Annotated in this window: 22 protein-coding genes and 1 tRNA gene; 7 read left to right on the top strand and 16 right to left on the bottom strand. The window is 69.4% G+C overall.

Annotation, left to right across the window (positions count from 1 at the left end):
• Window positions 1-8 precede the first annotated feature (8 nt).
• Window positions 9-752 carry a hypothetical protein gene (locus DQ353_RS12840; protein WP_113763144.1) on the bottom strand — a complete coding sequence of 248 codons (744 nt, stop codon included), beginning with the start codon at window positions 750-752 and terminating at the stop codon, window positions 9-11.
• Complete coding sequence (locus DQ353_RS12845) at window positions 752-910, bottom strand: ribbon-helix-helix domain-containing protein (protein ID WP_113763145.1); 159 nt, start codon at window positions 908-910, stop codon at window positions 752-754. Before DQ353_RS12845 ends, DQ353_RS12840 begins: the two co-directional genes overlap by 1 nt.
• 107 nt (window positions 911-1,017) lie before the next feature.
• Between DQ353_RS12845 and DQ353_RS12850 the strand changes: the two genes are divergently transcribed.
• Window positions 1,018-1,590 carry a YdeI/OmpD-associated family protein gene (locus tag DQ353_RS12850; protein ID WP_113763146.1) on the top strand — a complete coding sequence of 191 codons (573 nt, stop codon included), beginning with the start codon at window positions 1,018-1,020 and terminating at the stop codon, window positions 1,588-1,590.
• On the opposite strand, the gene DQ353_RS12855 is transcribed toward DQ353_RS12850, so the two are convergent.
• Window positions 1,587-2,333 carry a glutamine amidotransferase gene (locus DQ353_RS12855; RefSeq protein ID WP_113763147.1) on the bottom strand — a complete coding sequence of 249 codons (747 nt, stop codon included), beginning with the start codon at window positions 2,331-2,333 and terminating at the stop codon, window positions 1,587-1,589. The two genes, DQ353_RS12850 and DQ353_RS12855, sit on opposite strands and share 4 nt — an antisense overlap.
• 145 nt (window positions 2,334-2,478) lie before the next feature.
• Between DQ353_RS12855 and DQ353_RS12860 the strand changes: the two genes are divergently transcribed.
• The gene (locus DQ353_RS12860) at window positions 2,479-3,258 is read left to right on the top strand and encodes an SDR family NAD(P)-dependent oxidoreductase (RefSeq protein ID WP_113763208.1); all 780 of its coding nucleotides are present in this window, start codon (window positions 2,479-2,481) and stop codon (window positions 3,256-3,258) included.
• Between the two features lie 40 nt (window positions 3,259-3,298).
• On the opposite strand, the gene DQ353_RS12865 is transcribed toward DQ353_RS12860, so the two are convergent.
• Entirely contained in the window at window positions 3,299-4,075 is a 777-nt protein-coding gene (locus DQ353_RS12865) for a DUF1684 domain-containing protein (RefSeq protein ID WP_113763148.1), read from the bottom strand.
• A gap of 86 nt (window positions 4,076-4,161) precedes the next feature.
• Between DQ353_RS12865 and DQ353_RS12870 the strand changes: the two genes are divergently transcribed.
• Window positions 4,162-4,470 carry a hypothetical protein gene (locus DQ353_RS12870; protein ID WP_113763149.1) on the top strand — a complete coding sequence of 103 codons (309 nt, stop codon included), beginning with the start codon at window positions 4,162-4,164 and terminating at the stop codon, window positions 4,468-4,470.
• Between the two features lie 16 nt (window positions 4,471-4,486).
• On the opposite strand, the gene DQ353_RS12875 is transcribed toward DQ353_RS12870, so the two are convergent.
• The 6 genes from DQ353_RS12875 to DQ353_RS12900 form a co-directional block, all read right to left on the bottom strand.
• On the bottom strand, window positions 4,487-6,301 hold the full coding sequence (locus DQ353_RS12875; RefSeq protein ID WP_113763150.1) for a TspO-related membrane protein: 1,815 nt from the start codon (window positions 6,299-6,301) through the stop codon (window positions 4,487-4,489).
• A gap of 177 nt (window positions 6,302-6,478) precedes the next feature.
• Entirely contained in the window at window positions 6,479-7,552 is a 1,074-nt protein-coding gene (locus DQ353_RS12880; protein WP_286166810.1) for a pseudouridine synthase, read from the bottom strand.
• A gap of 64 nt (window positions 7,553-7,616) precedes the next feature.
• A complete protein-coding gene (locus DQ353_RS12885) occupies window positions 7,617-8,450 on the bottom strand; it encodes a DNA-formamidopyrimidine glycosylase family protein (protein WP_181578381.1) in 834 nt (277 codons plus the stop codon).
• A gap of 113 nt (window positions 8,451-8,563) precedes the next feature.
• Window positions 8,564-13,438, bottom strand: coding sequence for an ATP-dependent helicase (locus tag DQ353_RS12890; protein WP_113763153.1), 4,875 nt, complete (start codon window positions 13,436-13,438; stop codon window positions 8,564-8,566).
• Window positions 13,439-13,493: 55 nt separating this feature from the next.
• Window positions 13,494-13,970 (bottom strand): hypothetical protein, encoded by a 477-nt coding sequence (locus DQ353_RS12895; protein WP_113763154.1) that lies wholly within the window; start codon window positions 13,968-13,970, stop codon window positions 13,494-13,496.
• Window positions 13,963-14,421, bottom strand: a complete 459-nt coding sequence (locus DQ353_RS12900) for a 23S rRNA (pseudouridine(1915)-N(3))-methyltransferase RlmH (protein ID WP_181578382.1) — start codon at window positions 14,419-14,421, stop codon at window positions 13,963-13,965. The genes DQ353_RS12895 and DQ353_RS12900 overlap by 8 nt, the downstream gene beginning before the upstream one ends.
• A 56-nt stretch (window positions 14,422-14,477) precedes the next feature.
• Between DQ353_RS12900 and DQ353_RS12905 the strand changes: the two genes are divergently transcribed.
• Window positions 14,478-15,182: a phosphatase PAP2 family protein gene (locus DQ353_RS12905; protein ID WP_113763155.1), complete on the top strand. Its 705-nt coding sequence runs from the start codon at window positions 14,478-14,480 to the stop codon at window positions 15,180-15,182.
• Window positions 15,183-15,273: 91 nt separating this feature from the next.
• Window positions 15,274-16,047, top strand: coding sequence for an SDR family oxidoreductase (locus tag DQ353_RS12910; RefSeq protein ID WP_113763156.1), 774 nt, complete (start codon window positions 15,274-15,276; stop codon window positions 16,045-16,047).
• A gap of 135 nt (window positions 16,048-16,182) precedes the next feature.
• On the opposite strand, the gene DQ353_RS22325 is transcribed toward DQ353_RS12910, so the two are convergent.
• The 3 genes from DQ353_RS22325 to DQ353_RS12920 all read right to left on the bottom strand — a co-directional run bounded on the left by DQ353_RS22325 (window position 16,183) and on the right by DQ353_RS12920 (window position 17,006).
• Window positions 16,183-16,440: a hypothetical protein gene (locus tag DQ353_RS22325; protein WP_286166804.1), complete on the bottom strand. Its 258-nt coding sequence runs from the start codon at window positions 16,438-16,440 to the stop codon at window positions 16,183-16,185.
• A gap of 80 nt (window positions 16,441-16,520) precedes the next feature.
• Window positions 16,521-16,865 (bottom strand): hypothetical protein, encoded by a 345-nt coding sequence (locus DQ353_RS22330; protein WP_286166805.1) that lies wholly within the window; start codon window positions 16,863-16,865, stop codon window positions 16,521-16,523.
• 50 nt (window positions 16,866-16,915) lie between these two features.
• A tRNA-Ser gene (locus tag DQ353_RS12920) sits at window positions 16,916-17,006 on the bottom strand.
• A gap of 70 nt (window positions 17,007-17,076) precedes the next feature.
• Here DQ353_RS12920 and DQ353_RS12925 point away from each other — a divergent pair.
• Window positions 17,077-18,315, top strand: a complete 1,239-nt coding sequence (locus tag DQ353_RS12925) for a DNA glycosylase AlkZ-like family protein (RefSeq protein WP_113763157.1) — start codon at window positions 17,077-17,079, stop codon at window positions 18,313-18,315.
• Between the two features lie 16 nt (window positions 18,316-18,331).
• On the opposite strand, the gene tadA is transcribed toward DQ353_RS12925, so the two are convergent.
• Complete coding sequence (tadA, locus tag DQ353_RS12930) at window positions 18,332-18,814, bottom strand: tRNA adenosine(34) deaminase TadA (RefSeq protein ID WP_113763158.1); 483 nt, start codon at window positions 18,812-18,814, stop codon at window positions 18,332-18,334.
• A gap of 133 nt (window positions 18,815-18,947) precedes the next feature.
• Here tadA and upp point away from each other — a divergent pair, with 133 nt between their 5' ends.
• The gene (gene upp / locus DQ353_RS12935; protein WP_113763159.1) at window positions 18,948-19,586 is read left to right on the top strand and encodes a uracil phosphoribosyltransferase; all 639 of its coding nucleotides are present in this window, start codon (window positions 18,948-18,950) and stop codon (window positions 19,584-19,586) included.
• An 81-nt stretch (window positions 19,587-19,667) separates the two neighbouring features.
• Here the strand turns inward: upp and DQ353_RS12940 are convergent, their stop codons facing one another.
• Both DQ353_RS12940 and DQ353_RS12945 read right to left on the bottom strand, forming a co-directional pair.
• Entirely contained in the window at window positions 19,668-21,320 is a 1,653-nt protein-coding gene (locus DQ353_RS12940) for a sensor histidine kinase (protein WP_113763160.1), read from the bottom strand.
• Window positions 21,317-22,057 carry a response regulator transcription factor gene (locus DQ353_RS12945; protein WP_113763161.1) on the bottom strand — a complete coding sequence of 247 codons (741 nt, stop codon included), beginning with the start codon at window positions 22,055-22,057 and terminating at the stop codon, window positions 21,317-21,319. The genes DQ353_RS12940 and DQ353_RS12945 overlap by 4 nt, the downstream gene beginning before the upstream one ends.
• Between the last annotated feature and the right edge of the window lie 314 nt (window positions 22,058-22,371).

Consider the following 22,371-nt stretch of genomic DNA (forward strand, 5'->3'; position numbering starts at 1 on the left):
CGGGTGCATCAGTGGCGCGAGTATCCGTGCAGGTCCTGCCGGCGTTCGTTGATCCACAGCTCGGCGCCGTCGGGATGCTCCACCCGCAGGATGCGCCCGTAGGCCTCGTCAGCCAGCTGCGTCCCGAAGCCGACGGCCGACAGCCGGTCCGCCAGTGCCTCCAGCTTCCCGGAATATTCGAGGGACAGTTCGACCCCGGGCGCCCGGCCGGCGTGTGCTGCGACGAAACCGCCGTGCTTGGCCCGGTATTGCGCCCGGGTGCCGCCGTCGGAGGTGGTGTCCGGCTTCGCCCCGATGTTGGCCAGCGTTGCCTGGGCACCGGGCACATCGGGGGTGTTCCAGAGCGCCAGGACCGCCAGCTGCTCCTCGACTCCGGTCGTGACCGGCGGTGTTCCCTCGGTGGCCAGCGGATCCACCGCGAGTGCGGTGAATTCCAGGCCGTCCGGGGCGATCACATGCGCCAGTGCTGTGCTGCCGTCGGCCGCGGTCCGCAGGTCCACCGGGGTCCCGTCATCGAGGGTCCACTGCGCGAACTTTTCCAGGTCGCGGACCTCGAATACCAGCTCGGTGTGGAACGCGGCGGATTGCTGCAGCAAGATGCGGCCCGCATCGGCGGCAAAGCAGCGCTGCGCGGTGCCGGGCGAGGCACAGGTGGCCGGCAGCACCGGCATTTCCTCCAATCCCAGCGCGGTGAGCAGCCGTGCCCACTGGGATACGTGCGGGGTGTGCAGGGTGGGGCGGATACGCAGCATCAGTGGTCCTCCAGGTAGTTTTCAAGCGCCTTTTCGACGAATGCGGACAGGCTTGCCTGGTCGTCGATGGCCGCGTGCTTCACCCTCCGCACCAGGGCGGCGGGCAAATAGATGTTGAACTGGATTTTGGGACTGGTTGCGTCCTCGTTCGTTGCCATGCAAAGGATGCTAGCAAAGTAGCATGAAGGTGTGCAGCGGTCCAGGCCATGGCTCACTGCGGGTTGGCAGTGGTGCGGACCAGGCTTTGCGTGGTGGGATTGGTGCCATGGCAATCCTTCTGGAAGAACTCCTGGTCCCCGACGCCGCGGCCTGGCGCCAATGGCTCACCGAGCACCACCGGGACCATCCCGGGGTCCGCCTGGTGCTGCACAAGAAGGGCGGAACCACCACGAGCCTCAGCTACGCCCAGGCGCTGGACGAGGCACTGTGCTTCGGCTGGATCGACGGCCAGCGCAACGGGCGCGACGAGCACAGCTTTACCAATAGGTTCACCCCGCGCACCGCGCGCAGCAAGTGGTCTGCCAGGAACGTGGAACACATTCAACGGCTGGAGGCCGCCGGCCTGATGGAACCGGCGGGAACCGCCGCGGTGGACGCGGCCAAGGCCGACGGGAGGTGGGACGACGCCTATGCGGGGCAGGCATCGGCGCAGCTTCCCGCCGATTTCCTCGAGGCGGTGTCCGGATCTCCCCGGGCAGGTGAAACGCTGGCAACCCTCGGTGCCAGCGAGCGCTTCGCCATTTACTACAGGTTGCACACCGTCAAGGGGGTCGAGACCCGGCGGAAAAAGATCGCCGAGTACGTGGCCCGGCTCGATGCCGGGCAGGGGATCTTCTAGTTTTCGGCCCCGTAGCGCTGCACGAAGTTGCGCAGGATCAGTGCGGGCCACTCCACGCGCGAGCCCAGGGCCGCATCGTGCAAGCGCTGGGCCTCGTGCGGCGGGAAGTATCCGGCATCCCGGTAGATCAGGATGCGCTGGGCCAACCCCATCGGGTCAAGCTCGGGATGGAACTGCGTGGCATACAAGTTGGTCTTGATGCGGAACATCTGCACGGGGCAGGCCGCCGAGTCCGCCAGCAGGACCGCCGCGGCCGGGAGCACGGAGACCGCTTCCTTGTGGCCCACGAAGGCGTCGAATTCCTCGGGAAGCCCCGCCAGCAACGGGTCGTTCCGCCCCTCGTGGGTGAGCCGGATGCGGGAGGTGCCCACCGGCTCGCCGTAGTGGGTGTCGATCGTCCCGCCCTGGTGGGTTCCCAGCGTGCCGACTCCGTAGCAGGCGCCCAGGAACGGGAAGTCCTCGGCCACCAGCACATCGAGCAGCCTGGACAGATCCGCCTCGCAGCGCTTCTGCGTCGCGGATTTCACCGAGGGGTGGTCCGAGGCGTTGAACGGGCTGCCGCCCAGCATGATGCCCGGGCAGTCTTCCAACCCCAGCCCGTCGATCGGACCCAGCGGCTCGCGGTCGAGCCGAATGACCCGCAGGGCATCGGCAGCCAGCCCGCTGGCGCCCAGCACCCCGCGCACCTCGTCGGAGGTGGCCAGGTCGTGTTCCCGTGTGGAAATCAAGATGAAGCGCCCCATTCCAGCAGTCTACGGCCCTGTCCCGGCAGCAATCCCCTTCGCACCACCCCTTCTGTCTGGGGGCCCGCTCGCCTACGCTGGAGTGGGTTAATGGCCACTAACCCAATTGGTGGCCGCCGGCAACACCGATGAAGGGAATCCCAGCATGCTCATCACCGACTCAGTCGCACTGGTCACCGGGGGCGCCTCGGGCCTCGGGGCCGCCACCGCCCGGGTGCTCTACGACGCAGGGGCCTTTGTGGTGCTGGTGGACCTGCCTTCCTCAAAGGGCGACGCAGCCGCGGCCGCGCTGGGGGAGCGGGCCAGGTTCGTGGCCGCCGATGTCACCGACGAATCCCAGGTCAAGGCGGCCATTGCCGCTGCCGGGGACCTGGGGAGCCTGCACATCGTGGTCAACTGCGCCGGGGTCGCCACCCCGGGCAAGGTGCTGGGACGCGAGGGCGTGCTGCCGCTGTCCACCTTCGAGAAGGTCATTGCCATCAACCTCACCGGCACCTTCAACGTGGTGCGCCTGGCGGCCGAAGCCATGGCGGCCACCGAACCGCTCGTGGACCCGGCCACCGGCACGCAAGAACGCGGGGTCATCATCAACACCGCCTCGGTCGCCGCCTTCGACGGGCAGATCGGCCAGCCCGCCTACGCCGCGTCCAAGGGCGCGGTGGCCGCGATGACGCTGCCGCTGGCCCGGGAACTGGCCCGCCACTACATCCGGGTCGTGACCATCGCACCGGGCATCTTCGAGACCCCGATGATGGCCTCGCTCTCCGCCGAGGCACAGGCCTCGCTGGGCGCGCAGGTGCCGCACCCGGCCCGGCTGGGCAAGCCGGCGGAATACGCGGCCCTGGTGGAACACATCGTGGCCAACCAGATGCTCAACGGGGAAACCATCCGCCTGGACGGTGCCATCCGCATGGGACCGAAGTAGGAAGCACCTTTGGCAACGCCCAAGACGTTGCCACGCAGGTCTAGTGCGGCTGCTTTTCCCCGGCGCGCACCGCGAACCCGAGCCGGTTGCCCGGCACCGGGGCGGGGCACACCGCGAAGGGCGAGAATGCCAGGGGGTAGTTCAGTGTGCGGTTGAAATCGATGGTGACCGACCCGTCGGCACCGGGGGCCGGGACCGTGACGAAGCGCCAGGGCGCGGTCTGCTCCCCGTTGGTCGTGTCCCGGAAGGCCAGGGTCAGCGCGCCGTCGGCGTTCTGGGTCGCGGCCAGGGAGGCGGCGTGTCCGGCGAGTGTGAACTCGACCTCGCCGACCAGCTCGGCCTTCAGCGTGGTGTCGGCCCGAAAGCTGTCGATCGGCACCACCTTCGGGGCGTGGAAGGGCGTGAAGTGCCCGGCCACGACGAAATGCGCATCGTGGTCGAAGACCGGAACCCCGGAGAAGGCCTTCAGCCGCGGGTGGGTGCGCTCGCGGGTGCGGATCATGTAGCGTCCGCCGCGCACCCCCAGCTCCACCAGGGTGTCGCCGTGGCGGACGAAGTGCATCGACTCGTCCTCGTGCATGGACTTGGACAGGGCCCCGGACACCGGCTCGCCGTCCGGGGTGGTGACCATGTCGGCTGCCGCGAAGCTGGCCCTCGCCCCGGACGCATCGGCGCTCCAGGTGCCGGGAACCAGGTCCAGGGGGCCGGGATCCGCGGGGAGCCATTGGTAGCTGCTCAGCGAGAGCCACCCGAAGGGGATGGCCAGGCCTTCATTGCGCATCCGGCGCCACTGCGTGAATTCTTCTGCTGCACTCATGGTTTCAGTGTCCCACCTTTGCGCCCGCCGGAGCCGGGCCCGCGGCGCGGCGACGGCACCCGGATCCCGCAGCTAGGCTTGATCCCATGCCTTCCTATCGCGCGCAATTGAACATCATGGGGCTGCGGCCCGGGCACGTGCCCGAAGCGGTCATGGACACCGCGGTGGCCTCGCTGGAAATCGGCCACCACGTGGACGCGAACCAGCTCGATGTGGTGGCCGGGGTCCCGCGCATCACCTTGCGCTACACCGTGGAAGAGGACGGGAACCCGGATGCGCGTGCCGTTTCCTCGGCGGCGGCCATGCGCGCCGCGGTGGAAAACGTGGCGGTGACCGAAAAGCTGGTGGTGCTGCGCCGCACCAAGGGACGCTGGATCGCGCTGCGGCGCCCCTGACCCAGGGCCCGAAAGGTCAGGAGAAGTCGGTGGACTTGCCGCGGGCAGCCCGGTGCTCGGCATGGTGGATCTGGTAGCGCCGGTTCTCGGTGGCCAGCAGGACCACGAACCCGGCCATGCCGGAGAGGATGGCGACCCAGATGGAGTTGCTGGTCCCCAGCACCCGGGGCACCAGGACCCAGAACAGGCCCCAGCCAAAGCCGATGGCCAGGATGATGCGCCCGCGTTCGGTCATCGACAGCACCATGGCCGCGTAGCCCGCCGCGGGCACCAGCAGCGTGGCGATCCAGATGCCCACCCCGCCGCCGACACCCCAGGACGCCAGCATGCTGGTGAAGGTGGATGCCAGCACGACCAGGCTGAAGCCGGTCATCAGGCTGACGGGGGCGTCGGTGAGCATGCGTTCGCGCCGGGTGCGGGCGGTCTTGGCGTTCAATCCGCGCACCGCGGTGAACAGGAACCAGCAGCTGGCCGCGGCGCACACGAGGGCCGGGAACAGCCAATCGTTCAGGGCGCTGAGCATCCACAGCCCGGAGGCCGTGCAGGCCAGCGCAAACGGATAGCCGACCACGCGCTGGCGCACCGCAGAACGTTGCGAGGGAGCCCATGAGTAGGCGGCACCCAGCAGGGCCCAGATGAAGATGACGGGCCAGATCAAATGTGCGGTGGGGGCCAGGGACAGCATCGAGTAATTGGAACCCAGCGACTCGACCGTTCCGGAAGACAGCGTATCCAAGGTGGCCAGCGACAGGGCCGCTGCCGCCAGTGCGGCGGCGCTGCCGGCGACCCTGCGGCGCAGGTCGGTCGGTTCCTCGGCCGGGTTGGGTTCAAAGTCGGGCAGGGCGTAGGGAGCCACGTACACCGGCTCGGCGGTGGCCCGCTGGTGGTCGATCGCGGCCTTGGCGCTGGCGACCAGTGCGGCCAACTGCTCCGGATCCACCTGCGGGGCCGGAACCCAGGCCACCGGGGTCCCCGCGCCGGCAACCGCCACCTCGGCTTCCGGCGACTGGTCAACCTCGGGCGCCTCGGGCGCCGAAAGCACTGCGGGGGGCGGAGCCATTGGCTTGTTCCGGGCGGCTTCGGCGGCCCGGGTGCGGGCCTCGGCCTGCGCCTGGGCATGGATCCGCGCCTCGGCGGCCTGGTGTGCTGCGGCATCCAGCTTGGCCTGGTGGGCCAGGCGCACGGCCTCGCGCTTGGCGGCCTCGGCCTTCGCCTCGGCGCGGGCGACCTCAAGCAACCGGTTTTGTTCCTTGAGTTCGGCGGCCTTGGCCCGTTCAACGCGCCGTTGCTGCCAACGGGCCTTGAAGGTCTTGGGAGCCGCATAGATCTTGTCGCCCAGGGCTTCCCAATCGGGTTCGGGCATCGAATCGAGCCAGTTGTTGATTCCGGAGAAACCGCCGGAAACCGCTCGTACGGGCTTGTCGCCCGGGGCCCTGGCCGCCGGTGCATGCTTGTCGGTCAGGTGGCGCAGCGGGGACTCGGCAGCGACCGGTGCCTCGGGGGCCTTGAGCACCTCGTCGACGGAGCCGGGTTCGGGAACGATGTGGTGGGGAACCGGGTGGGCGATGCGCTCGGAGACCCGGTCGGTGCCGGCATTCGGCGAGGATTCCCCGGTGGCGCGGACCAGGTCGGTCGGGCCGGACGGGGCAGTGTCCGTGGGCTTGGAGCCTTCGGATTCGGGAGCCGAGGGGCTCTTCGCCGGTGCGGTTCCGGCCGGGGCGGGATCCTTGCCCGACTCCTTGCGCGGTGCCGGGGCTTTGGCAGGTTGCGCCGGGGCCGCGTTGGGTGGTTTCTTTGACCCGGCGGAGGTCCTGGTATCGGAATTGCTCATGTTCAGTCCCTTCTTCGCCGCGCTGCCCGTGGTGCACCGGCCCATCGGATGGCTACCAGCGTACCGAACATCCCCGATAGGATGCCCGATTCCCACGCCCGCAGCCCCGCGCCCGCAGGGTGAGTTGCGCCATGAATGCCGCCCCGGAAGAGGGAAACAGGAGCGGCATTCATGGCCTCAGGCGGGGGCTTCGGCCAGATCCAGCTTCGAGGTGTAGCTCACCGGCAACCCGGTGATCGGGTCGTTGAAGGAAATGCTGCGGGCCAGCAGCTGCAGCGGGCGCGCATAGTCGTCGGGAGCCAGATCCAGCAGCGTGGGGTAGAACGGGTCGTTGAGGATCCCCAGGCCCAGGGCCGCCAGGTGCACGCGCAGCTGGTGGGTCTTGCCCGAGTGCGGGCTCAGCCTGAACCTGGCCACCTTCACCCCGGCAAAGTGCCCGGTAGAGTTGCCGGTGCCCAGCAGCTCGAGCAGGGATTCGGCGTTGGGCTCGCCCTCCTCGACCAGCGAGCGCAGCTGCCCCTTGATCTTGCTCATCCGGTTCCGGTACACCAGCGGTTCGGCGGTCAGGGCATCGATCCGACCCCTCAGCTCGTCGGGGGCCAGCAGGTGGTTTCCCGGCCCGGCCGTCCCGTCGACCGCGTTGCCGCTGCGCTCCTCGGCGCTTCCGCCCAGTCCTCCGAGTCCCAGCACCTCGCCGGCCGGGCGTCCTGCCACCGGCTCGAGCGCGGATACTGCCTCGTAGGTCTTGGAGATCTCGCGGCGCTCGAACAGCGTCTGGTAGGCGCCGCGCGTGGCGGGGTTGGTGGAAAAGAGCAGGATCCCCGCGGTGGCCCGATCCAGCCGGTGCATGGGGACCAGCTCCGGGTTGCCGGTCCGGTTGCGCAGCCGCACCAGTGCCGATTCCTGGATGAAGCGCCCGCCCGGGGTGGTGGGCAGGAAGTGCGGCTTGTCGATCACCAGCAGGTGCTCGTCGTGGTGCAGGATCGTCTCCGTGAAGGGAATGGGCTCCTCGGCCGGCAGGTTGCGGTAGTACCAGATGAACTCGTGGCCGCCCAGCGGGGTGTGCTCGTCCAGCACGACCCCGTCGATGCCGACCACCTCGCCGTTGCGGAAACGCCGGGTGATGCCCGCCGCGTCGACGTGCCCGAAGCGGTGCAGCATGTAGTCGCACACCGTGGCCCACTGGCCGCCGGAGGGCACACGCAGGCGGGTTGCATTGACGCCGTTGCGCACGGGCAGGGGAGAGATCATGGCCATGCACACCAGTCTTTCACGCGTGCATGGCCTCGCCGGCCGCCCTGTCCCGTTCGGGTTGCTAGCGCGCCCCTTCCCCGGAGGGCACGTAGGAGCCCTGGCAGGAGGCGCAGAAAAACACGTCGCGTTCGGCGCTGCGCGTGGATTCGGCCAGCGATTCCTTCTGCAGGGGTTCCCCGCAGCGCAGGCAGGCCTGTCCGGCCCGGCCGTAGACCCAGTACGGGTTCATCCCGTCGGCCCCGGTGGTCACCCGCCGGGCCCGGTCCTTGTTGGCGTTCAGCAGCCGGTGCGCCAGATCCACCAGGTGGCCCAGGTCCTCGACCTCGCCCACCGGGGTGCGCGGGTGCACGCGCGCCACAAAGAGCAGCTCGGAGCGGTACACGTTGCCCAGCCCGCAGATCAGCCGCTGGTCAAGCAGCGCCAGGCCGATGGGGCGTTCGGGGGCAGCAAGCAACCGGCGCACCGCCTCGGCCGGATCCCAGGAGTGCCCCAGCGGGTCGGGGCCCAGGTGCCCGATGACCTCCACCTCGTCGGTGGTGCGCAGCACGTGCAGGAACCCGAGCTCGAAGCCCACCGCGGTGAAGGCCGGGTTGCCCAGCACGGCCCGGGCCTTGAATGCCGGGGACCGCCAGCGCTCGCCGGTCGCGTAGACGTCCCAGTGGCCCTCCATGAGCAGGTGCGAGTGGATGCTCAGCGGAGGGGCGGAGACCCGCGACGGCGGGCGGGTGCGGATCAGCAGGTGCTTGCCCCGCGAGACGACGGATTCGACCATCCAATCCACCAACGACAACGTCGCGTGGGCGGGCACCCTGAAGTCGCTCAGGCTCAACGCCTTGCCACCCAATGCCGCCTCCAGCCGCCGGGCCGTGCGAAAAACTGTGTCCCCTTCGGGCATCGCCAAAACCACCTAACTCGCTAGACGAGGCTCACCTGCCCAAGTATTCAGGTGACCCTGATCACCCAGCCTAGCCGGTGCCGGGTAACGGCGGGCGAAAATGACCCAAACTCCTAGCTTCTAAACCGCAGTCCACTAGGGGTCGAATAGAACCCGGCGCGGCGCAGCGACGCACCCAGCGGCGAATCGTTGACGGGGGAGCCGTTGATCTTCTCGATCCCCAGCTTCACCGTCCCGGCCCGGCGCAGCACCGCCACCAATTCCACGGCCACCGCGTCGAGCACCTCCGTTGCGGCACCGGCGGAATCGGTCTCCGGGGCCAGTGCGCCAAAGCCCAGCACCGTCTTGCCGCCGCGTTCCACATACAGGGCCAGCGCCCCGTCCAGCAGCACCACCAGGGCCCCGGCCTTGCGCCCGGGCCGGTGCCCTCCGGCGGACTCGGGCCAGCCCAGCGCCGCCCCGTACGGGTTGGCCGGGTCGGTGGCGGCCAGCCCCAGGGCGGTGGGCAATTGCCCGTGCCCCGGCTCCCGCACCAGGGTGCGCAGCCGGTCGATGGTCGCGGAGGTGGAGAACTGGGCGGCGCCCAACCGCTCGACGAAGTAGCCGCGGCGGGTGTGCCCGGCCTCCTCGAGCTTCCCGAGCACCCGGTAGAGCTGCCCGAAGCCCCCGGGTACCGCCTCGGCGGCGACCGAACCGCGGGTCACCACCCCGTAGCGCTCCAGCAGGAACTCCGCGGCCGCGTGCGCCCGGATGGCGGGGTCATCCAGCGGCGCCGGCAGCGCCGCCCAGCGTCCGGTGACCGACTCCGGCACCGGACGTCGTCCCGTCAGCTCGACGCCGGCCCCGGGGCTCGAGGCACGCAGCATGGCCATGCGCCCCAGCCTGGCGGTGCGCGCCCGCGGGGCCGGTGCGGGAAGGCGGTGCGCGCTCTTGCCCCCGGAGACCAGCTGGCGGATCGGTGCCAGCGTGTCGGGAGAAACGGCCGAGGCCCAGAACAGTTCCCACAGGGCCTCGAGCACCGCGGAACCCGCGGGCTCCGGCCCCGGTTCGGAGGAATCGCGGGCCAGCAGCCCGGCCAGCTGCGGCACGAAGTAGGCGCCGGAGGAACCCAGCACCGCATGCAGCCGGGAGGCCAGCGGGCCCAGCGCGGAAGTGTCGGGCAGCGGCAGGCTCAACGGCGCGTTTTCGGCCGTGTGCAGGGCGATCCACCCGTCGGTACCGGCCAGCGCCCCGGCCCCGGAGACCAGCACCTCCCCGGCACTCATGAGCTCGTCGAGCATCCACGGGGTGTAGTCCCGCACGCGGGCCGGCAGCACGTAGGACTCCAGCGCGGAGGCCGGGACCGGAACCCCGGCCAGCTGCTCAACCACGGCCAGCACCCCGTCGATGCCGCGCAGTCCCGCACCGATGCCCTGCCAGCCGGGCAGGAAGCGGGCGAAGGCCTGTTGGTCCACGGGCTCGACCTCGGCGCGCAGCGCCGCCAGCGACCGGGTGCGGATCATCCGCAGCACACCGGCGTCGCAATACTCGGTGGCGCTCGCCCCGGCCACCGGGAGCCCGGCGAGCATTTCGGCGGGCCGGAACGCCCCTGCCATCACCCGCGAATCGGCCACCAGGCGTTCCAGCACCGAGAGCACCACCGCGACGCCCAGGCCCAGGGCTGCCGCGACGTCGGGCGCGGTGAAGGGACCGTGGGTGCGGGCGAAACGGGAGACCAGGTCCCCCACCGGGTCGGCGACCGGTTCGATGAAGGCCAGCGGCACCCCGTGCGGCAGCGGCACCCCGAGCCCGTCACGCAGCCGCGGGGCGTCCTCGATGGCAGCGAACAATTCCCGGCCGCCCAGACGCACGGCGAGCACCCGGTTGGCGTGCACCAGCGCGGCCAGGTGCCCGGCCGCGGCCTGGAGGGCGTCGGCCTCGGTTTCGTTCTCGGATTCGGGGCGCAGCCTCGCCGCAACTCCGGCTGCATCCAGCGGGCCGAGCATCCGCAGCAAATCGGCGGCGCCCTCGAGCCCCGCCAGCCTGCGGTCCTCGGCGGTGCGCTGCAGCTGCTCCTGCGTGCGGGCGATGACCTGCGCGTCGAGCAGCTCGCGCAGCTCGGTGCGGCCCAGCAACTCGTTGAGCAGGGCCGGGTCCAGGGACAGGGCGGCGGCGCGGCGTTCGGCCAGCGGCGAGTCGCCCTCGTAGAGGAACTGGGCGACATAGCCGAAGAGCAGGGACTGGGCGAAGGGGGAAGGCGTGCGGGTGGCGACCTCGCGCACCGCGATGGCCCGGGAGGTGATGCCGGCCAGCAGGGACTTGAGTGCGGGCAGGTCGTAGACGTCGTTGAGGCATTCGCGCACGGTTTCCAGGATGATCGGGAAATCCGGGTACTTCCGTGCCACGTCCAGCAGCTGTTTGCTGCGTTGGCGCTGCTGCCACAGCGGGGTGCGCTTGGACGGGGCGGTGCGCGGCAGCAGCAGGGCGCGGGCCGCGCATTCGCGGAAGCGCGAGGCAAAGAGGGCCGAGTTGCCCACCTGGGCGGTGACCAGGTCCTCGATCTCCTCGGGCTCGAAGGCGAACAACTCGGCCCCGGGAGGTTCGTCGTCCATCGCCGGGACACGCAGCACGATCCCGTCGTCGGCGGCCATCGCGGACCCGTCCAGCCCGTAGCGTTCGTGCAGCCGGGCACCGACTGCAAGCGCCCAGGGCGCGTGCACCGGCAGCCCGAAGGGCGAATGCAGGATGACCCGCCAGTCCCCGAGCTCGTCCACGAAGCGTTCGATGAGCAGGGTCTTGTCGCTGGGCACCACGGAGGTGGCCTGGGCCTGCGCGCCGAGGTAGTTGCGCAGGTTCCCCGCGGCAAAGGCATCCAGGCCGATGCCTTCAAGCTCCGCGCGGGCCGCTTCATCGGTGGCGTTGGCCAGCCGGGCGGTGAAGGCCCCCAGCGCCTCGCCGAGTTCCACGGGCCGGCCCTGGGTGTCGCCCTTCCAGAAGGGCAGCTTGCCCGGCTGGCCAAACGCGGGGGAGACGAGCACCCGGTCGTGGGTGATGTCCTCGATCTTCCAGCTGGTGGCACCGAGGGCAAAGACGTCCCCGACCCGGGACTCGTAGACCATTTCCTCGTCGAGCTCCCCGACCCGGCGCCCGCCCTTGGCCCCGGAATCGTCGCCGGACCCGGCCAGGTACACGCCGAAGAGCCCGCGGTCCGGGATGGTTCCGCCGCTGATCACTGCCAGGCGCTGGGCACCGGGCCGGCCGGTGAGCACCCCGGCGTCCCGGTCCCAGACCAGGCGCGGGCGCAGCTGGGCAAACTCGTCCGAGGGGTACTTGCCGGCCAGCATTTCCAGGGTCGCGGTGAACGCGGCGCGCGGCAGCGAGGCATAGGGGGCCGAACGCCGCACGGTCTCGAACCAGGCCTCCACCCCCAGATCCTGAAGCGCGCAGGCGGCCAGGGTCTGCTGCGCCAGGACATCCAGCGGGTTCGCCGGGATGTGCAGCTTCTCGATCTTCCCCTCACGCATCCGCGAGACGGTCAGCGCGGTGGACAGCAGGTCGGCCCGGTGCTTGGGGAAGAAGGCTCCGATGGAGGTTTCCCCGACCTGGTGCCCGGCCCGGCCCACGCGCTGCAGGCCCGAGGCCACCGAGGGCGGGGACTCGACCTGGATCACCAAGTCCACCAGGCCCATGTCGATGCCCAGTTCCAGGGAACTGGTGGCGACCACGGCGCGCAGCACCCCGGTCTTGAGGTCGTCCTCGATGCTGGCCCGGGTCTCCTTGGACACCGAACCGTGGTGGGCGCGGGCCAGCGGTGCCACGGCCCCGTCCCCGGGATCGGGGGTGCCCGTGGCGGTGGTGCCGGCCTGGGCCATCATCGCCGCGGGCATCCCGGTTCCCGGCTGCACCCGGGCCACGGGCGTCCCTGCGGTCATCTCCGCGCCGGTGGACCCGATCCCGTTGGGGGCGAAACCTGCCCCGGCGGCGGACCCGGTGAGGCGGGTTTCGTGGATCTCGTTGAGGCGCCCGGTCAGCCGCTCGGCCAGCCGGCGGGAGTTGGCAAAGACGATGGTGGAGCGGTTCGCCTCGATCAGATCGACGATCTGTTCCTCGACGTGCGGCCAGATGCTGGCCTGCGGGGCCAGCCCGGAACCCGGCCCCAGGTCGTGTGCGGCAGCGGCGGCGGGCAGGTCGGTCATGTCCTCGACCGGCACCCGCACGCTCAGTTCCCAGGTCTTGGTGATGGGCGGGGCGATGATGCGCACCGGGGCGGTGCCGCCCAGGAAACGGGCCACCTCGTCGCGCGGCTCGACGGTCGCCGAGAGCCCGATGCGCTGGGCCGGGGAAGGCAGCAGGGCGTCCAGGCGTTCCAGGGACAGCGCCAGGTGGGCGCCGCGCTTGGTTCCTGCCACCGCGTGCACCTCGTCGATGATCACGGTGTGCACGCCCGCCAAGGACTCGCGGGCCCGGGAGGTGAGCATCAGGTAGAGCGATTCGGGGGTGGTGATGAGGATGTCCGGCGGGTTGGCCACCAGCTTGCGGCGCTCGTTGGCCGGGGTGTCCCCGGAGCGCACGCCCACCGAGACCTGCGGGACCGCCAGGCCCAGGTGCGCGGCGGTGGCCTTGATGCCGACCAGCGGGGCGCGCAGGTTCCGCTCCACGTCAACACCCAGGGCCTTGAGCGGGGATATGTAGAGCACCTTGGTGCCGCCGGGCGCGGCAGCGGCCTTCTTGGCCGTGGACCCGGGCGAGCCCGTGGTTTCCAGGCCCGGGAGCGCCGGGTCCAGGATCCCGGTGGCGGTGCGGGCAAAGGAGTCCAGCGCCCAGAGGAACGCCGAGAGCGTCTTGCCGGAACCGGTGGGTGCAACGACCAGGGCATGTTGGCCGGTGGAGATCGCGTCCCAGGCCCCGAGCTGGGCGGGGGTCGGCGCGGCAAAGGCTCCCTCGAACCAGGCCCGCGTCGCGGGGGTGAACCGCTCAAGGACGTGCGCCGCATCAACATTCTTAGCCATCGATCCCAGCCTAAACGCTCGAAGCGTCAATTCGGGTTCGGCCGCGGGAACACCCTCAGGCGGCACCGAGGCGGCGTGCGGCGCGCACGGTGTGCCTGAGGCCCAGCCCGATCAACAGGGCCGGCAACGCGGCGCCAGCCAGTGCGGGCACGGCCGTTGACAGCCGCAGCGATCCCGAGTCCGGGAACACGTCGTGCAGCAGCAGGGTCCAGATCAAGGCGGGGATGATCCCGGAGGCAAGCGAGAGAAGCGACATCAGGACGATCGCCGTTCGCGACCCCGTGGTGAAGCCGACCAGCACCGCCAGTGCCGAGCAGATGAACCATGGCGCCAAGGGAAGTGCCAGCGCCACCCAAAGCCCTTCCTCATCCAGTTCCCACCATGGTGCCCCGGCCATGGCCGGGTCCACCACGCCGACCACCAGGAGCATGGAGGCAGCACAGGCCACCGGCACATACCGCCACATTCGATTCACCACCGGCTGCAGGTTCTCCCTGGTGGGCCGCGTGGTGCCGTATGGCGCCTCAGGCATGGTGGTACTTCCCGCCGCCGGAGATTTCCTGGGCGCGGTAGAGCTGCTCGGTGATGATCAACCGCACCAGCTGGTGCGGGAAGACCAGCTTGGACAGGCTCCAGGTGAAATCCGCGCGGGAGTGCACCGAGGCGTCGACGCCGTAGGCACCGCCGATCACCACGGTGATGTTCCGCGAGGTGTCGAAGGGCCGCTGCAGGGTCTTGGCCAGCGCGGGGGAATCGATGTTCTTTCCGCGCTCGTCCAGCAGCACCAGGAAGTCCCGCGCCTCGACCTTGGCCAGGATCCGCTCGGATTCCTCGGTGCGGGCCGCATCGCCCTCGCGCGAGGAATGGGGGAGCAGCTGCCACTTGATGTCGAAGGGCTTCTTCATGCGCTTTTCGTAGCGTTCGATGCCCTCGGACACCCAGGACTCGTGTTTCTTGCCGATGGCCAGCACGCGGATTGTCATGCTTCCATCCTCCCGCATGCCCGCGGGGACAGTGTCGCGGGGATAGGCTTTCAGGCATGAGTTCACCGCGCCATCCCGGCAAGAGCGGGCAACGCGCCGGTTCGATCCTGGTCTTTGCCCTTGCCATCGTGATGGGTCTTCTTGCCGTGGCACGCCGCCTCTGGGTGTCGGTCCGGGTCGGGGGAGTCCCCGATGCCTGGGACATCCCGGTGCTCGAGTGGATGGTGGGCCACCGGAGCCCGGCCGCCACGACGGTCGCCTGGTTCTTCACCGTCGCGGGGGACACCCTGGGCATGAGCATCATTTCACTGTGCTTCATCGCCTTGTTCTCCTGGCGCAGCAGAAGCGCGTGGCCCGGTGCGCTGATTGCGCTGACGGCCGCCGGCTCGGTGGCGTTGACGATCGTCCTGAAGAGCACCCTGGGCCGGGCCCGGCCGCCGCTGGCGGAAGCCTTGGCACCGGTGCCTGCGTCTTTCTCGTTCCCCAGCGGGCACACGCTCAATGCCGTCGCGATCCTGTCGGTCGTTGGCTACCTGGCGTTCCTGGTCCTGCGGACGCGGCTTGCCCGGATCCTGGCGCTGTGTGCTCTGGGGTGCTTTGTCCTCGGGGTGGGCTGGAGCCGGATCTACCTGGGGCACCACTGGCTCGGCGACGTGGCCGGAGGGCTGCTCATTGGCGGCTGCTGGGCCACGGTGGTGATCGTGCTGCACCACTTCGTGGTTCTCAAGAACCGGCGTTGGCACAGCTGGCTGAACGTTTAGGCGCTTCCCGCGGGCACGGAACCGGGCGGCGGCGGCCAATGCCTGCCGGTCCCCTCGAACCAACCCAAGTATCAGGCGTACGCTGAATTGCATGAAGGTGATTGTTCTCGGTGGCAACGGAAACATGGGCAAGCGGGTCGTGCACCTGCTGCAGGAAGCCGGCCACGGGGCGGTGGCGGCCGGCCGGAGAACCGGGGTCGACGCCTACACGGGCTTTGGCCTGGCGGCGGCGATGCGCGGCGCCGACGGGGTGGTGGATTGCCTGAACGTGTCCACGACCAATGCCACCACGGCCATTGATTTCTACGAAACCACGGCCAGGAACATCATCCGCACCGCCGAGCAGGAACAAGTCAAGCACTTGGTGTGTGTCTCGATCATCAATGCCCGAAAACCAGAGGTCAACAGGCACATGGGCTACTACCGCGGCAAGGCGGCGCAAGAGGCGCGCTACCAAAACGCGAAGGTACCCACGACGATCGTGCGCTCCACGCAATGGTTCGAGCTGGCCGAAACCATGATCGAGCAGCTCACGATCGGTCCGGTTGCGGTGGTGCCCCACATGGACAGCCAGCCGGTGGCCGCCGATGCCGTGGCCAGGCTGGTGCTCTCCGCGGTCGAAGCGGGAAGGGACGCACCGGCCGGCCTCGAGCTTGCCGGGCCCGAACCGCGGAACATGGCGAGCCTGGCGCGCCTGGTCTCCCGGAACAACGCCGCCTCCCGCAATGGCGGGCCGCACGCCACGGTCATCGGGGTGCCGGTGCCGGGTATGAAGGTGATGAACGGCGGGTTGTTGCCCGCGGCGGGGGTTCCCCGCGATTCGACGACCTTTGAGCAGTGGCTGGCCGGGGGCCGGAAGGCCTGAACCGGAACGAACGCCGGTCGTAAACGTCCCAGCCGCGCGCGCCGCCCGGAGCCCGGCAAGAGTTCCGCGCCGTGGAGGCATTTGCCGTCTCGGGAGCTGGAATCTTCGACGCTCTCGTTGCCCACGGCGACTCCGCTACGCAAGCCGAAGGGTCCGGCGGCCCGGCTCGACGCTGATTTCCTGCCCCCACGAGGCGGTGAGGCGGTCCTGCTCCATGTCATCGCCAAACACCACCAGCTGGTCCGACGCCACGGTGAGGCGAAGTGGTTCGCCCGCCTCCAGCACGCCTTCGGCCAGGGAGGTGCAGGCGGCGGGGGAGGGACCTGCCTCGCGGACAAACCCTGCCAGGGCAGGGTGCGTCCCCCGCGGTCCCGGGCGATGGAGGCGCACCATCCGGTGGCGCCCGTCCCGGTGGAAACGATGAGGCAGGAAGAGGACTGATGCCCGGTCCGGCCGTCGGGTGTCGCGAGCCGTTAGCGGGCCGACTGGTGGGTCCGCTGCCCGATGAAAACTTCGTTGGGCACCGACAATTCCTGGCCGTCGTCGAGCCTTGCTCCCACCATGGACAGTTCCCGGCAGTGCAGCGGCCGCAGGCTTCCACCGCCCGGGGCGAGGCCCCGCAGCAGCAGCGCGGCATCCGCGGCGGTGTGGCGGACGAATGCGCCCGGATTCGTTCCCGGTTCCGGGTCGATCCCGATGACGGGCTGGCCTGCGAGGTACCTGGCTGCATTGGCCACGAGCCCGTCCTGGCCCACGACGGCGATGATGTCCTCGGGCGTGAGCCCGAAGCGGGCCCCAAACCGCTGGTTCCCGGGCATGAAAAAGGCCTCAGGTCCCTTTGTTCATAAGGGATCTGAGGCCTTCGATCTGGCGGAGACGGAGGGATTTGAACCCTCGGTACGGGGTTACCGTACACAACATTTCGAGTGTTGCACCTTCGGCCGCTCGGACACGTCTCCAGACCTGAATACTCTATCGGAAGAATGGTCCACAGCAAAAACGTGGGATCCTTGACGGCACAATGTACCCATGACGACGCTGAATGAAATGATGCGGATCCCGCCGGAGAGACTGGCTCCGCGGTTGTTGCGCGCGTGGTCCTGGCACCGCCAGGGCCTTGACGGATCGCTGGCGGCCAAGGGCGCGGCAGAGATCCTGGACCGGGTGGGCTGGGCCCGGTCGATCGGCGGGGCCAACATCTACCTGACGCTTTTCTCCCGGGCCGGCATGCCCCGGGCCGATGTCGACGCGGCGGCGGCCGCCCGCGAAATCCACGAGCTGCCGACGGCCCGGGGCTGCACCTATGTGCTGCCCGCCGCGGACTACGCCTGGGGGTTGCAGCTGGGCCACGCCTCGGCCGAGGCCTCCGTGAAGGTGCTCGAACGCCTGGGCGTGAAGCGGGCGGACATCGAAACCCTGGCCCAGGACATCCTGCAGGTCCTGTCCGATGCCCGGGGAACAGACGAAGCCGCCCTGGACCCGCAGGGCCTCAAGAAGGCACTGGGCGGCAAGGTCCGCAACATGGGCGAGGAAGGCAAGAGGAAAGGCGTCTCCAACACGCTGCCGGCCGCGCTCGGGCTGCTGCAGGCGGACGGACGGATCCGCCGCGTGCCGGTGAACGGACGGCTTGACCAGCAGCGCTACTCCTATGCGGCCTGGGAACTGGACGGCAGCGGGGAAGACGACGAAGCGGTCAGGACCCGGATGCTCGAGCGGTTCCTCGGCTGGACCGGAGGGGCCACCCTCGGGCAGGTCCGCTGGTTCACGGCATTCACCGTGGCCCAGTCCAAGAAGGCACTGGCGGCAACCGGGGCCGTCGAAGTCCCCACCGCTGCCGGCGAGGTGCTGTGGATGCTGCCGCATGACGTGAACGAGCTGGCCGGATTCGAGGTGCCCGAGGGCGAAGACATCCAGCTGCTCTCGGGCTCCGACTCGTTGGTGCTGTTGCGCCGCAACTCGGCCGACCTGTTCGACGAGGCCGGGGCCAAGGCCGTGGAGGGGATGAGCGGCTCGGCGCTGGCCGCCGACCTCTCGGACCACCCGATCCTGGATCGCGGGCGGATCATCGGGCTGTGGCAGTACGATCCGGACAACGCCCGGGTCGCATGGTGGACGTTCGCTCCGGCGAGCGCCGCGGTGCTTGAACGCATCGCGCTCACCGGGGACTGGATCACCGAGGACCTCGGTGATTTCAGGTCGTTTTCCCTGGATTCGCCGAAGTCGCGGGCCAAGAACATTGCCAGGCTTGACGCGCTGCGGGCCGGGTAGGGGTGCGGGCGTCCGCTCAGTCGCGGCGCCGGGCGCGGAAGAAATCGCTGAGCAGTGCGGCACATTCCTTCTCGCGGACCCCGGGGTAGACCTCGACCCAGTGGTTCAGCCGCGGTTCGCGCAGGATGTCGAACACCGAGCCGACGGCGCCGGCCTTCTCGTCCCAGGCGCCGAAGATGACCTTCGGGATGCGCGAGAGCACGATCGCCCCGGCGCACATGGCGCAGGGTTCAAGGGTCACCACCAGGGTGCAGTCCTCCAGCCGCCATCCGTCGCCGTTCCCGGCATCGCGCAGCGCCTGGGCCGCGGCGCGGATCGCCACCAGTTCCGCGTGGGCCGTGGGGTCCCCGTGTGCCTCGCGCTCGTTGCGGCCGGTGGCCAGCACATTTCCGTCGGGCCCGAGGACCACCGCGCCGATGGGGACGTCGTCGGTGGCCAGTGCGGCCCGGGCCTCGGCGAGGGCAAGGTCCATGAGCGGCAGGTGGGAAGAATCAATCATCGTGCATCCCATGCTAGTTTGTCCGCGCACCTTCCGGCCGTCTGGCCGCTGCACGGCGCCCATGGTGGGAATCACCCGGGGACGGAATGTGAAAACCGGGCCAAGGGCACGATCGGCTGGTAGATTTTGGTGCATGCGCGTACAGGTAATTGACCACCCGTTGGTGGCCCACAAGGTATCGGTCCTTCGAGACAAGAACACCCCGTCGCCGGTCTTCCGGCAGCTGACCGATGAGTTGGTGACCCTGCTGGCCTATGAGGCAACGCGCGAGGTCAAGACCGTCCAGGTCCAGGTCGAGACCCCGGTGGCAACGACCACCGGCATCGCCTTCGCCAAGCCGACCCCGCTGGTGGTGCCGATCCTGCGCGCCGGCCTGGGCATGCTCGAGGGCATGACCCGCCTGGTCCCGACCGCCGAGGTCGGCTTCCTGGGCATGGCCCGCAACGAGGAAACCCTGGACATCATCACCTACGCCGAGCGGCTTCCCTCCGACCTGACCGGTCGCCAGGTCTTCGTGCTGGACCCGATGCTTGCAACCGGCGGCACGCTGATCGAATCGATCAAGTTCCTCTTCGACCGCGGCGCAGCCGACGTCACCTGCATCTGCCTGATCGCCGCCCCCGAGGGCCTGGCCCGGCTGGAGCAGGCCTACGGGGACAACGAGAAGGTCCACCTGGTCCTGGGCGCCCTGGACGAGAAACTGGACGAGAACGCCTACATCGTTCCGGGCCTGGGCGATGCCGGGGACCGCCTCTACGGCGTGGCCCACTAGCAACAACACTTTCTTGCGGCGCCGCCGCGGAGGGGATCAAAGGTCCCGATCCGCGGCGGCGTTTGTGTTGGGAGGCCGGGCTCAGGCAGGCTTCGGCGGGGTCGAGGGCTTGGGCGGGACCGCCAGCGGAAGCGGCAGGCGCACCTCGAAGACCGTGTTCCCCGGGGCCGAGGCGACATCGATGGTTCCTCCGTGCGACTCCACGATGGCCTTGGCGATCGGCAGGCCCAGCCCGGTGGTGCCGTCCGCGCCGGAGCGCGCCGCATCGGCGCGGGTGAAACGCTTGAACACCAGCGGCAGGAAATCCGGTGCGATGCCTTCCCCGGTGTCAGCAACCCGCAGCACCGCCTGGTGCGTGGCCGCATCGCGGGTGACCGAGACCGTGACGGTGTTGCCCTCGGAGGTGTGCTTGCGGGCGTTGGCCAGCAGGTTGGTGATGACCCGGCGCAGCGCGGAAGCGTCGCCCGAGACCGTCAACGGGGTGTCCGGGACCTTGGGGATCCAGTGGTGGGACGGGGCGGTGATGGCAAAGTCCTCGGTGATTTCGGCCGCCAATTTCCCCAGGTCCACCGGGACCTTTTTGACGTGGTGCTTCTCGTCGAGCCGGGCCAGCAGCAGCAGGTTCTCCACCAGGGAGCTCATCCGGGTGCTCTGTTCCAGCACGCGGTTCAGCGAGCGTTGCCCGTCGTCGGAAAAATGCTCGGTGGCGCTGATCAGTTCGGTGTAGCCGCGGATGGCCGAGAGCGGGGTGCGCAGCTCGTGCGACGCGTCGGCAACGAATTGGCGCATCTGCGCCTCCGAGGCCTCGCGCACCGCGAAGGCCGAGCCCACGTTGTCCAGCAGGGCGTTCAACGCCCTGCCCACTTCCCCGGATTCGGTGCCGGGGATCGAATCGCGGGGGGCCACCCGTGCCTCCAGCGCGGCGGTGCCGGATTCGAGTTCGGCGTTGGCCACCGAGGAGGCCACGGCGGAGACCCGCTGCAGCGGGGCCAGCGAGCGGCGGATGAGCATCGAGCCGACCAGGCCGATGGCGATCACCCCGGCCAGCGAAATGGTCAGCGTCAGGATGCCCAACGCGGCCAGGGTCCGCTCATTGGGTGCCAGCGGCAGCCCGGTGATCAGGACGCCGCCGGATCCTGGGTCCTTCTGGGCCGAGAGCAGGTAGTCGCCGATGCTCAGGTGCTTGACCACGGGCGGGGCATCGACCTTGACGGAGGACAACGGCAACACGTCCGCGTCGGTGATGTCCTTGCGGTCCCCGGTCTTGGAGTCGAGCACGGCCCCGGAGATCAGGTAGCCGGGGACGAGCCGGGCGTTGAGCGTGCCCGAGGCCTGGCCGGGGGCGAAAAGCGGGCCGGATGACGCGTCGCGTCCGTTTTGTGCGGAGTAGGTTGCTGCGCGCTCGGAAGCGAAGTCCAGCTGCTCGTGCAGCTGCGACGCCATGGCCTGGCGCATGCCGGCATTCAGCAGCAGCCCGATGACGGCGCAGATCAATGCGAGTGACCCGATGAGGGCCAGCAGCAGCTTGCGTTGCAGGGTGAGCCGGCCGAAGCGCTGCCTCAGTCGTGCGCTGAGCGGAACCTGTGGGGGCTCCTGCCCGGGCCCTGCTGGTTCGGGCGAGGCCGCCCCGAGGGTCGAGGCAGCCTCTGCGTCCTCGGCATCGGGCCGGGCCGCTTCGGCCGGCCGCGGTTCCGGTGCGTCGTGGGGGAGCAACGGGCGTGCGGGTTGGCTCATGACGCGGGCTTGAGCATGTACCCGGCCCCGCGCACGGTGTGGATCATGGCCGGGCCGTCGGCCTCGATCTTCTTGCGCAGGTAGGAAATGTAGAGCTCGACGATGTTGGCCTGGCCGCCGAAATCGTAGTGCCAGACGTTGTCCAGGATCTGGGTCTTGGAGACCACTCGGCGTGCGTTGACCATCAGGTAGGAGAGCAGGTCGAACTCGGTGGCGGTGAGGTTGATGGGAACCCCGGCGCGGGTGACGTCGTGGGAGTCGGAGTTCAGCACCAGGTCGCCGACCACCAGTTCGGCGCTGTCGGCGGCGGTGGCGCCGGAGCGTTCCACGAGCTTGTGCAGTCGCAGAAGCACCTCTTCGAGGCTGAAGGGCTTGGCGACGTAGTCGTCGGCGCCGATGCCCAGTCCCTCGATCCTGTCCTCCACGGCGTCCTTGGCGGTCAGGAAGAGCACCGGGACCTCGGGGAGGAAGGTGCGGACCTTGCGCAGGACCTCCGGCCCCTCGAAGCCCGGCAGCATCCAGTCGAGCACCAGGACGTCGGGCGTCGACTTGCGGGCGGCTTCCACCGCGGAGGGCCCGTCATGCGCCACGGTGGCTTCCCAACCCAGCATGCGGGTGCCCATCGAGACCAGTTCGGCCAGCGAGGGTTCGTCGTCGACGACCAGCACCTTGATGGCGGTGCCGTCCGGGTGGGTCAGTCGGGGCAGTTGCGTGGGAGAAAATCGGGAGCTTGGCATGTTTCTAACTTTCCCTCCGTGGTGTAGGCCGGCCCTGTGGCCCGGCTGTGCACGGCCTGTGAGGCGTGGTGCATCCAGCCTACGGCCTGTGGTCGCCGTGGGTCAGGTCCCTGTGGAGCCACTGCTTGGCGGGGTCGTTGCTTGGAGCCCGCTTCGGGTGTAAGTCTGGTCGCATCGACGCTGGGGATCGGGGCCATTGATCAGATTGCTTGCCCGATGCGAAATGACAGGGCATACCGCATTGCCCGCGGCCATCACATCACACATCTGCGCAATGTGATGATCGTCACTTTAAGCGCTTGATGTCTCACATG

The organism is Arthrobacter sp. AQ5-05 (assembly GCF_003287975.1).
Classification (GTDB): domain Bacteria; phylum Actinomycetota; class Actinomycetes; order Actinomycetales; family Micrococcaceae; genus Paeniglutamicibacter.